The organism is Rhizomicrobium sp. (assembly GCF_056722145.1).
Window position 1 is genome coordinate 1 of the sequence record NZ_JBWZET010000307.1, and the last position, 12076, is coordinate 12076.

The following is a 12076-nucleotide window of genomic DNA, read 5'->3' on the forward strand; positions in this document are numbered from 1 at the left end:
TGCTGCGCGGTACGGGTCTCGGCCTTGATGCGGGCGACCGCGGCAGCGACCAGATCGATGAACTTCTTGTCGGCGCGTTCGCCCGACTGGATCACCATCGAGCCATAGCCGTAGTCGGCGCACTGGCGGGCGCAGGCCATGATGTCGTCGAGATCGAGGGTGTAGCGGTTGACGTCGCGGTTCGACTTGCGGATGCCGCAGTACAGACAGTCGCAGGCGCAGGCATTGGAGGCTTCCACCAGTCCGCGCAAAAAGACGCCGTCCCCGCAATTGGCGAGCAGGACCCGCTCGGCCTCGGCGCGGACGGCTTCGATTTGTTCCGGTGTGCTGGCACTCAGTAGTTTTACCAGGTCCTGACGGCTCAAATCGGATTGAGCCGCCAGCCTGGCGGTGTCTTCGTCGAACGGCCTAGACGCGTTCCTTGTAGTGGGTATGCAAGAGTTCATGGCTCTTGTGGCTGCAGGGCCCTTCCTTGAAGAACTCGCGATAGATGCGCAAGACATCTTCGTTTTCGTGGGACTTCCGTACCACGTACGTCGCGTCCTCGCTATAGAGGGCTTTCGCACGCGCCGCCCGGATTTCCCGGTCGGTCGGGATCGGCTGGCCGCCACCGCCGAGGCACCCGCCCGGGCAGGCCATGAATTCGATGAAGTGGCACTTCGACAGCGGGCCGCCTTCCTCGATGTCCTTCATCACCCGGATGGCGTTGACGGTTCCGTGCGCCAGACCGACGCGGAGCGTGGCGCCTTTCAGCCATTCGAAGTCGGGAACCAGGTGCGACAGGATCGCTGGAACCGGACCGACCTTGCCGATGGTGATTTCGGCCATGCGCACGCCGTCAAAGCCGCGCACCGGCTTGATGTCGGCATGATCGAACAGGCTTTCCACTTTGTCGCCGGTGACGATCTCGATGACGGTTCGCAGCGCCGCTTCCATCACGCCGCCGGTGGCGCCGAAGATGACGCCGGACCCCGTCGGCGTGCCGAAGGGATCGTCGAACGGCGTCTTGTCGAGCTTGGGCAGTTCGACGCCGGCCTGCTTGAACATGCGGGCGAGTTCGCGCGTGGTCAGGGCATAGTCGACATCGCGATAGCCGCTGGAATCCATCTCGGGCCGGGCCGCCTCGAACTTTTTGGCGGTGCATGGCATCAGCGAGACCGAGACGATCTTGGACGGGTCCCAGCCGTTCTTTTCGGCGAAGTAGGTTTTCAGCACGGCGCCCATCATCTGCTGCGGGCTCTTGGCCGAGCTGAGGTTGGGCAGGTAGGCGGGATAGAAATGCTCGATGAACTTGATCCAGCCCGGCGAGCACGAGGTGAACTGCGGCAGCGCCGCGCTGTTGTCCTTGAGAACGAGCGCCTTATAGAGGCGGCTGATCAGCTCGGAGCCTTCCTCCATGATGGTGAGATCGGCGGAGAAGTTGGTGTCGAACACCTTGTCGAAGCCGATCCGCCTCAAGGCAGTGTTCATCTGGAAGGTCAGCGGCGTGCCGGGTTCGCAGCCGAACGCCTCGCCGATGGCGGCGCGTGGAGCCGGTGCGGTCTGGATCACCACCAATTTGTCGGGATCTTCGATGGCGTGCCATACGGCATCGGTGTCGTCGCGTTCTGTAAGCGCGCCGGTCGGGCAGCGGTTGATGCACTGGCCGCAATTGATGCAAGCGGCGTCCTTCATCTCCTTGCCCATGAAGGTGGCAATGCGGCTGTGATCGCCGCGGCCCTCGGTGGTCAGCGCGTAGACGCCCTGGTAGAGCGCGCACATGCGCACGCAGCGCCGGCACAGGATGCACTTGTTCTGGTCGCGCATGATGATGTTGCCGGCCGCCGCCTTTTCGAACAGCGGCTCATGCGGCCGGCCGAAACGTTCGGAGGTGACGCCATAGTCGGCGCACAGCTTCTGCAGTTCGCAGGTGCCATTGCGGGCGCAGGCGAAACAGTCGCCGAAATGCTCGCTCATCATCAGTTCGAGGATGTCGCGACGGGCGTGGCGGATCGCGGTGGAGGTGGTGCGGATCGTCATCGCGTTGTGGATGGGAAGCGCGCAGCTGGCGTGCAGTTTCGGCAGACCCTCCACTTCCACCAAACAGATGCGGCAACTCGAGGGCGTCGACAGCATCGCGCTCTCTTCGTGCTGATGGGTGTGCTCGCCCCGGTGCGGTGTGGAAGTGGTCTGCGAATACAAGGCTTCCGAGCACAGATCGTCGTGATGGCAGAGTGTCGGAATGTGGATGCCGGCGGCGCGGGCCGCCTCGAGAACGGTCGTTCCCGGGCTGACTTTCACGTCTTTGCCGTCGATCGAGACGGTAATCGTTTCGGAGTCCATAAAATGCCCCTTCAGTGTTCTGTTGCTCCTGGTGATGCGTCGAACCCGCCGTCAGGCGTGGCCGGGCAATTCGCCGGAGAAGTTGTTCAGGATCGCGAGAAAGCCGCGCGCGCTCATCTGACCGAGGCCGCATTTGGAGGCCACTGTCATGGTCTGGGCCAGCTGGCGGACATTGCGTTCGCCGTCGGCGTCGAGGCCGTCCTTGCGCATCTTGCCGATCGCCTCCAGCAGGCGCTGGTTGCCGAGGCGGCAGGGGATGCACTGGCCGCAGGATTCGTCGGCGAAGAAGTGCTGGAAATTCTCGGCCACCGCAAACATGTCCTGGCCGGGTCCGAACACGATGATCGAGCCGCCGGTGGCAAGGTCGCCGGGCGTCAGGGTGCGGTCGAACTGCGCCGGGGGCACGCAGGTGCCCGAAGCGCCGCCGACCTGTACCGCCTTGGCGTTCTCGGCGCCGACGTCGTTGAGGATCTGGCGCAGCGAGGTGCCGAACGGATACTCGTAGATGCCGGGGCGCTTGCAGTCGCCGGAGACGCAGAACAGCCAGGCGCCGGGGGCTTTGCGCGTGCCCATGGCGGCAAACCACGACGGACCCTTGGCCATGATGCACGGCACCCAGGCAAGCGTCTCGACATTGTTCACCACAGTCGGTTTGCCGAGATAGCCGGCCTGAACCGGGAAGGGAATGCGGTTACGGGCGTCGCCCCGCCGGCCTTCGAGCGATTCCAGCAGCGCGGTTTCTTCGCCGCAGATGTAAGCGCCCGATCCCATGCGGATCGAGATGTCGAAATTGAAGTCTTTGGCGCCCATGATCGCCTTGCCGAGGGTGTTGGCGGCGCGGCAACGGTCGAGCGCGCTTTCAAGGTGATCGCGCAGCCAGCCATATTCGGCACGCAGATAGAGGATGCCGAACTCGGCCCCCACCGCCCGGCCTGCAATGGTGAGGCCGGCGAAAACCAGTTCCGGAAAATCGGTGAGGATCAGCCGGTCCTTGAAGGTGCCCGGTTCGCCCTCGTCGGCGTTGCAGATGACATATTTCGGCGAGCCTTCCTGGCTGCGCGCGTATTCCCACTTCTTGCCGGTCGGAAATCCCGCTCCGCCGCGGCCCCTGAGGCCTGAGGCGCCGATGATGGCGAGAACGTCCTCGCCGGCCATCTCGGCTGCCATGGCGATACCGTCCTTGGGCGTCACTTCGGAGAAGGAGAGTTTGTTGCCGACAAAACCGTGTACGGATTTCGGATCCATGTGTTTCCCCCTCACTGCGCTTTTTTCGCTGCCAGGGCAGCGTGGCGGTAATCGTTGAGAATGGTGCGGACCGAGGCTTCGGTGAGGTGGATGTGGGGAACCTCGTTGACCATCATTGCCGGTCCCTGATCACACATGCCGATGCAGTTGGTCTGCTCGATGGTGAAAAGACCGTCGGATGTGGTTTCGCCGAATCCGATACCCAACTCGTCGAACAAGGCGGCGATCGCGGGATGGTAGTCGCCCTGCTTGGCGCAGGAGATGGTGCGGCACAGGCGGATCACATAGGTGCCACGCGGCTTGACGCTGAAATAGCTGTAGAAAGTGGCGACGCCGTAGACTTCCGCCCGCGGCACGTTCAGCGCGGAGGAGACCGCCAGCATGGCGTCTTCGGAGATGTAGCTGTGCGCCCGGTTGAGACCCTGAAGGATGGGCATAAGGGCCGTTCGACTGCGGCCGTGAACGCGGACGAGCTGTTCCACCTCCGTCCGTAAGGTTTGCTGAGCATCCATTCCGTTTCTCTCCCCTGTCCGGGACGAACGGCTTGCGAACACATGCCCTTGATACAAACTCGGGCACCCATTCGAAAGAACACGCCCCGTTTTGTTGTTGCACCTGGGAGCCCTCGTTTTCGGGGCGCCTCAGATTGGTTTTTGCCGCGCTTGCGACATTTCTACGCGCACACACCTCCGACAGCCGCCCGACGGCAAAGACCGTTGGGACGTTCACGAAACAATTCAGAAGATTTCAGACCGCGCCGCAGGGTATCGCCAGGAAATGCCGGAATCGCATGGGTGCCAGCACCTTCAAGCCTTGCATTCACGTTCGCCGAACGGACGTGATGCACACCACACCTCCGCGATTGGAATACTTGCGACTTGCCTGAACAAGAGGCCGGAAACCCCGGCTTTTCATTGTGAAAGATCAACAAAAAGAAAATCCGGGCTGCCGGCGGCGCCGACAACCCGGATTGTCTCTAAGACTCACAAGGACTTGCAGCCGGTCAGTAGACCTGCGTGCTCATCGTCAGGTCCTGCCAGATCTCCTTCACCGTCCGCGTCAGCTTGAGCTTGCGGTCATTGTAGAGGGTGTGCAGCAGGTGATGGGCCTTGTCCGAATACGGCTTCTCGAGGAAGTCGCGATAGAGCGCCTGGATCTGCTCGTTGTTATGCGACTGACGCACCTTCTGGGCGCGGTCCACATTGTAGAGCGTGGCGCGGCGCTTGAGGGCGTTCGGCATGTAGGCCTTCTTGGAGCGAAGGTTGCCGCCGCCATCGACGCAGCCGCCCGGGCAGGCCATGACTTCGATGAAGTCGAAATCCGCCTTGCCGGCCAGCACTTCCTCGACGATCGTCCGTGCCGGCTTGAGGCCATGGCACATGGCGACCTTGACGACGCCGATCTTGCCGCCCATGTCGACGGTCGCGGTACGGACGCCTTCGAAGCCGCGCAACTGCTCGAATTCGATGCGGTCGTATTCGGTGCCGTTGGCAACGTAGTACATGGTGCGCACCGCCGCTTCCATCACGCCGCCGGTGGTGCCGAAGATGGCGCCGGCGCCCGAGAACTCGGAAGCATACGGATTGTCGAAGCCCGACGGCTCGAGCTTGGCGAGGTTGATGCCTTCGCGGCGCAAGAGGCGGGCGAGTTCGCGCGTCGTAAGGACGACGTCAATTTCTGCCATGCCATCGAGTTCGAGTTGCTTGCGGGCGGCTTCGTCCTTTTTGGCCGTGCACGGCATGATGGCAATGGTGCGGACCTTCTTCGGGTCGATGCCCATCTTCTCCGGCAGGTAGGTCTTGCAGACCACGCCCATCGACTGCATCGGCGACTTGGTCGACGACAGATAGGGCAGCACTTCCGGATAGTGGATTTCGGCGAAGTTGATCCAGGCCGGGCAGCACGACGTAAAGGTCGGGCGCTTGCCTTCGCCGAGCCGCTTCAACAGTTCGGCGCTCTCCTCCATAATGACGAGGTCGGCGGCGAAGTTGGTGTCGAGCACGATGTCGGCGCCGATCCGCTTCAGGGCAGTGATGATCTGGCCCTGGACGTTGGCGCCGGCCGGCAGGCCGAATTCCTCGCCGAAGGCAACGCGCACGGCGGGCGCGAACTGGAACACCGTGACGATCTCGGGATCGTAAATCATCGACAGGACCTTGTCGGTCTCGTCGCGTTCGCCGAGCGCGCCGGTCGGGCAGATCAGGACGCACTGGCCGCAGGTGACGCAGGTCGATTCCTTCTGCGACAGGCCATACTTGAGGCCGACCGCCTTTTCCTGGCCGATGCCGACCTGGACGAGAGCGTCGACGCCCTGGCCGTCGCGGCAGATCGCGATGCAGCGCTGGCAACGCACGCACTTGGTCATGTCGCGGATCATCGCTGGCGAGGAATCGTCGATCTCGCGCGTTTCGACGAACTTGGGATCGTAGAAACGGTTTTCGCGAAGCCCGACGAACTGGGCAACGTCCTGCAGTTCGCAGTTGCCGTGACGCACGCACGTCGCGCAGTCCTGGTCATGGTCGGCGAGCAGCAGTTCCACCTGCAGGCGCTGCGATTCACGGGCGCGGGGGGAACGGGTCTGCACCGTCATGCCGTCCACCACCGGCGTGTTGCAGGAGGTGGCGAGCTTGAACGACGCGGCGCCGGGCAGCGTGAACTCGACGAGGCACACGCGGCAGGTGCCGGGGGTGTGGTCGATGTCGTCAAGCTCGCACAGCGTCGGGATATAGATGCCGTAGCGCCGGGCAGCGTGCAGGATGGTTTCGTTTTCCTCGGCCTCGATGGCCAGGCCGTTGATCGTGGCGTGGACGATCTTCTTTTCTTCGCCCTCGGGAAGTTCGTGTTCCATTGTGGGGGCGCTCCTTAATTGTGGGACTCAGGCACGGCATCCGCCGTGATGACCGAATAAACGCGGTAGCACCTCAGGCACCGCTTGGCCTCGTGATAGGCCGCTTCGCGGCTGATCGGCCGCTCGACTTCCTCGAACATCTGCTTGCGGATGTTGGGGTCGAGTTCGGGATGGTGCACGCGGTATTCCGACTTGACCGGGATTTCGGCGACGTCGGAAGCGAGCAGCTTGTTCTCGTGCAGGATCTGACGCATGCGCGAGCGCGGGAAGAACCTGACTTCGCCGAGCCTGACCCAGTCGTCGATGGCGCGCGCCGCCTTGAGGCCGGCCGCCATGGCGTGGATGAGGGTGGCGGGACCGGTTTCGGCATCGCCGCCGGCAAACACGCCTTCGCGCGAGGTTTCCAGCGTCGCCTTGTTGACCTCGATCGTCTTCCACTTGTTGAGCTTGACGCCGTCGGCTTCGGTGATGGCGCCGGACTGAACCTGCTGGCCGATCGCCGCGATGATGGTGGTGCAGTGCAGCTCGCGCTCCGAACCGGGGACCGGCTCGACGTTCCGACGGCCGCGCGCGTCCTTCTCGGTCTGGCGCATGTGCACCAGCTTGACGCCGACCACCTTGCCGTCCTTCGAGATGATCTCGGTCGGATTGGTCAGATAGTGCATCACGATGCCTTCGGCTTCCGCCGCCGTGATTTCTTCCTTGTCGGCCGGCATGTCATCGCGGGTGCGCCGATAGACCAAGTGGACCGTGCGGGCGCCCATGCGGATCGCCGAGCGGACGCAGTCCATCGCGACGTTGCCGCCGCCGACCACGACGACGTCGCCATCCATCCTGGTTTCCTTGATGCCCGCGACGTGGTCGTGGACCTTGAGCAGGAAGCCGATGCCGGATTCATAGCCGCCCAGGCTGGTATCTTCGTTCTCGACGCCCAGCTTGGTACCTTCCTGGCAGCCCAGCCCGAGGAACACCGCGCGGTAGCCCTTGGCGAACAGATCATTCACCGAGTAGTCGCGGCCGAGCTTCTGGTTGAACAGGAAGCGGCCGCCGATCTGGGTGATGATGTCCATTTCGGACTGCAGCACGTCCTTCGGCAGGCGGTAGCTCGGAATGCCGATCGCGGCCATGCCGCCGGCTTGTTCCTGGGCTTCGTAGATGTCGACGTGATAGCCGTGCAGCAAGAGGTGGTAAGCGCAGGAAACGCCGGCCGGGCCGGCCCCGACGACCGCCACGCGCATCGACGGCGGCAACGACTCGCTGATCATGTTCTTGGAGAAGGTCAGCGCGCCGGTTTCGGTCTGGTAGTCGGCGACGTAGCGCTTCAGCGTCTTGATGCCGACCGCTTCGTCGACCAGGTTGCGCCGGCAGGCCATTTCGCAGAAACGCACGCAGACGCGGCCGCAGGTGGCAGCCATCGGATACTTCTGCAGGATGACGCCGAGCGAGTGCGAGGGTTTGCCGTCGCGGATGTAATCGATGTACTGCGGCACGTTGATTTTGGACGGGCAGGCCTCGATGCAGGGCGCCGTCACGTAGATCATGCCTTCCTGATCAGGCTGCTTGCCGGCGGCGATTTCCGCCTCGAACTCGTCGCGGAAGTTCTCCAGCGCATCGAGCAGCGCCCGGCCGCAGGTCAGGCCCAGACCGCACAGCGAGGTGTCGGTCATCTGGCGCGCCAGCGCGGTGATGTCGTCGAGATTGAGCGGCGACGGCTTGCCCTGGCGCAGCTCGTTGAGCGCGTCACGAACCAGCACGGTGCCCATCCGGCACGGCGTGCACTTGCCGCACGATTGTTCGGCGGCCTTGTCCATGTAGCGCCAGAAGGTGTCGATGAGGCTGACGCCCTTGTCGAGGACGAAGAAGCCGCGGTCGCCGACGAACGCCCGGATTGCGTTGCCCTCGTTGAAGACGTCGAGGCCGCGTAGGGCGACGGCGTTTTCGGGGTTCTGCTTGGTGGGGTCGCGGTAGTCGTGAACGGCTCCGTTCCAGACGCCGTAGACGATGTTTGCCATTAGTTCTGTTCCCTGCTCACTCGTGAATTCGGCAGGAGGCCTCGCGCCGGGCGCGAATCGAAGACCCGCCCGTGGGCCTCTCTATGGTTCTTTTTGCGGCTGCTGCTTAGCGGCAGAGCGCAGCCGGATACATAGGGAATTGCCCGGATTCACGGGATCGCGACAAACGGCCCCGATTTTGCGGAATGTCAAATGCGACATTTTAGTGGCACGCTTCAGTGGAAATCGCGCGATTTGGGGACGACGCGCACCATGCGTGGATGCCGGTGCAGATGCGGCGCCGCGCCTTGACTGCGGAACAGGGGGGCCTCGGCCGCATCCTCGGAGAGGCGCTCCAGTTCGGCGGTACGGTCTATAACACGTTCTGCGACAAGATGGACCACACCTTCGGGGCTCTTCTGGATGCGGCCCTGCACAAGTAATAGCCGCGCCCCCATGATCTCGCGCCGGAACGTCTCCACCAGCCGCGGCCAGACCACGACGTTGGCGACACCGGTTTCGTCGCTCAAGGTGATGAAAACGACGCCTGCCTCGCCCGGCATCTGGCGGACCAGCACGATGCCGGCACACTCCGCCGCCTCGCCGTCCCGCCCCTGTCCGATCTCGGCACAGCTTTTGACACCTTCGCCGCGGAACGTCTGCCGCAGGAATTGCATCAGATGGGCCCGCAGCGACAGCCGCAGCATCTGGTAATCGGCCAGGACGTGCTCCGGCAGCGCCATCTCCGGCAAAGGCGCGATCTGTTCGGGTTCCTCGATGTCGACATATTGCGCATCGAACAGCGGCAGGCCGGTGGGATCGGCGATCCGGCGCACCGCCCACAACACCTCGCGCCGGTCGCTCGCCAGCGACTGGAAGGAATCGGCCTCGGCCAGGATGATCATGGCGCGGCGCGGCAGCTTGGCCCGGGCGACCAGGCCCTCCACCGCGCGATAGCCGTTGGCGCGGCAGGTCACGAGCTGCGCCGCCCAGTTCTTGTGGAAGCCTTCCACCTGCCTGAGACCTAAACGAACGGCGGGACCGCCGGCGCGGGGTTCGAGGGTATTGTCCCACAGGCTGAAATTCACATCGGGAGGGCGCACCTCCACCCCATGATCACGGGCATCACGGACGATCTCGGCCGGAGCGTAGAATCCCATCGGCTGGGAATTGAGCAGGGCGGCGCAAAACGCGGCCGGATGGTGCTTCTTGATCCAAGCCGAAACGTAGACGAGGTGGGCGAAGCTGGCGGCGTGGCTTTCGGGAAAGCCGTAGGAGCCAAAGCCTTCGATCTGGCGGAAGCAGCGCTCGGCGTACTCGGCCGCATAGCCGCGCGCCACCATGCGGCCGACGAATTTCGCCTTGAAGGTGTCGATGGTGCCGAGATTGCGGAAGGTGGCCATGGCGCGGCGCAAGCCGTTGGCCTCGCCGGGGGTGAATTTGGCGGCGACGATGGCGAGCTTCATCGCCTGTTCTTGGAACAGCGGCACGCCCATCGTTTTGGCGAGCACCTGGGTCAGTTCGTCGGGCGGGCCATGCTCGGGTGACGGCGAGGGAAACGTCACCGCCTCCTTGCCCGAGCGGCGCCGCAAATACGGATGCACCATGTCGCCCTGGATCGGGCCCGGCCGCACGATCGCCACCTCGATGACGAGATCGTAGAACCGGCGCGGCGCCAGTCGCGGCAGCATGTTGAGCTGGGCCCGGCTTTCGACCTGGAAAACACCGATCGCATCGGCAGCACACAGCATGTCGTAAACGGCCGGATCCTCGCGCGGGACGGAGGCGAGTGCCAGAACCTTACCCTCATGCACTTTGATGAGATCGAAGGCTTTGCGGATGCAGGTCAGCATTCCGAGTGCCAGGCAATCGACCTTCATCATCATCAGGGTGTCGATGTCATCCTTATCCCATTCGATGAACCAGCGATCCTCCATGGTGGCGGGGCCGACCGGCACGATCTCGTCGAGACGGTCACGGGTGAGAACAAAACCGCCGACATGCTGGGACAAATGGCGCGGAAAGCCGATCAGCAGATTGGCCATGCGAACCGCCAGACCGATCACCAAATTGACCGGATCCATCAGGCTTTGACGGACTTCCGAGTCCTTCAGGCGGCCCCCCCAGCTGCCCCAAACCCCGGACGCCAACGCCGCGGTAACATCTTCGGTAAGACCAAAAACCTTGCCGACGTCCCGGATCGCACTCCTCGGACGGTAACGGATCACGGTTGCGGCAAGCGCGGCGCGATGGCGGCCATAACGGGCATAAATGTCTTGGATCACCTCTTCGCGGCGTTCGTGCTCGAAGTCGACGTCGATATCAGGCGGCTCCTTGCGCTCCTGCGAGACGAAACGCTCGAACAGCAAGTCCACCTGCATCGGATCGACGGCCGTAATCCCAAGGACAAAGCAAACGGCCGAATTGGCCGCCGAACCGCGGCCCTGACACAGAATGTCCCGCTGGCGAGCAAACGACACGATGTCATGCACGGTGAGAAAATAGGGCGCGATCCGCATTTGGGTGATCAGCGCCAATTCCTTTTCAAGCGTCTCGCGCACCTTATCGGGAATGATACCGAAGTACCGGTCTTCGGCCCCAGCCCAAGCAAGATCGGTCAGGTGCTGCTCGGCAGTCTTGCCCGGCGGCACCGGTTCGTCAGGGTAGTTATATTCGAGCTCAGCCAGCGAAAACCGCATCGCATCGGCCAGCCGCAGCGTCTCGGTAAGCGCTTCGGGAGCGGCCGCGAACAGGCCGGCCATCTCGCCCGGTGATTTCAGGTGACGCTCGGCATTGCTCTCGAGCCGCCGCCCAGCAGTCTTCAAGGTAACGTGTTCGCGGATGCAGGTGATCACATCTTGCAGCGGCCGACGGCCGGGCTCGTGATAGAGCACGTCATTGGTGGCGATGACCGGCACGCCCGCGGCCTGGGCAATTTTCTGCCAATGAGCCAACCAACGGGCATCGTCACCCTTCAGCGGCATGCTCACGCCGAGCCAGACCCGGCCCTGTGCCACGCTCCGCAGTTCTTCCAGAAGGCTCTGAATATCTTCGGGATTTTTGCGCGAGGCGATGTCGCTGGCAGCGCCCTCGGCAAGATAATTGTTCCACGATTTTTGGGTCCCTCCCCCCTCCCCAGGGCCGGCTTGGCGAGAGAGAACCACCAGCAGCAGACCCTCTTGCCATTGCAGAAGGTCCGCGAAGCCAAGATAGCACGCCCCTTTGGGCGCCCGCAGCTTGCCTTGGCTGAGGAGCCGGCAAAGACGACCATAGGCAGCCCGATCAGAGGGATAGGCGAGAATATCGGGCGTGCCATCGGCAAACACCAGCCGTGCCCCGACCATCAATTTCGGCTTAGGCCCATCCCATTGCAGCCAGCCATCGTAGGCGCGCACCACGCCAGCCAGAGAATTACGGTCGGCAATGCCGATCGCGGCCAGTCCCAGCGCAGCAGCGGTCGCCACCATTTCCTGCGGATGCGATGCGCCATGGAGGAAAGAAAAATTGGTCGCCGCACAAATTTCTGCGTAGGAGCTCATGCAAACACCCCATGCAGGAACCAATGCCCGCGCTGGCGATAGAGCCAGAAGCGGCGGCCCTCCTCGTCTTCAGCGCGGTAATAGTCGCGCTCCGGCTCGGCCGAGTGCCACCATTCCATCGCAATACGCTC

General features: G+C 63.3%; 7 protein-coding genes. All 7 read right to left on the reverse strand.

Annotated features, from left to right (window positions below; translation table 11 throughout):
• The coding region (locus AC1P6P_RS16275) for a biotin synthase BioB (RefSeq protein ID WP_481403499.1) at positions 1 to 365 on the reverse strand (365 nt) is incomplete at its 3' end.
• A gap of 43 nt (positions 366 to 408) precedes the next feature.
• Positions 409 to 2322, reverse strand: coding sequence for an NADH-dependent [FeFe] hydrogenase, group A6 (locus tag AC1P6P_RS16280; protein WP_481403500.1), 1914 nt, complete (start codon positions 2320 to 2322; stop codon positions 409 to 411).
• Positions 2323 to 2373: 51 nt separating this feature from the next.
• Entirely contained in the window at positions 2374 to 3567 is a 1194-nt protein-coding gene (locus AC1P6P_RS16285) for a complex I 51 kDa subunit family protein (RefSeq protein ID WP_481403501.1), read from the reverse strand.
• Positions 3568 to 3578: 11 nt separating this feature from the next.
• Complete coding sequence (locus AC1P6P_RS16290) at positions 3579 to 4004, reverse strand: NADH-quinone oxidoreductase subunit NuoE family protein (protein ID WP_481403502.1); 426 nt, start codon at positions 4002 to 4004, stop codon at positions 3579 to 3581.
• A 566-nt stretch (positions 4005 to 4570) separates the two neighbouring features.
• Entirely contained in the window at positions 4571 to 6415 is a 1845-nt protein-coding gene (locus AC1P6P_RS16295; RefSeq protein ID WP_481403503.1) for a [FeFe] hydrogenase, group A, read from the reverse strand.
• A gap of 14 nt (positions 6416 to 6429) precedes the next feature.
• On the reverse strand, positions 6430 to 8427 hold the full coding sequence (locus AC1P6P_RS16300; protein ID WP_481403504.1) for an FAD-dependent oxidoreductase: 1998 nt from the start codon (positions 8425 to 8427) through the stop codon (positions 6430 to 6432).
• Between the two features lie 215 nt (positions 8428 to 8642).
• The gene (locus tag AC1P6P_RS16305) at positions 8643 to 11945 is read right to left on the reverse strand and encodes an error-prone DNA polymerase (protein ID WP_481403505.1); all 3303 of its coding nucleotides are present in this window, start codon (positions 11943 to 11945) and stop codon (positions 8643 to 8645) included.
• Positions 11946 to 12076 lie beyond the last annotated feature (131 nt).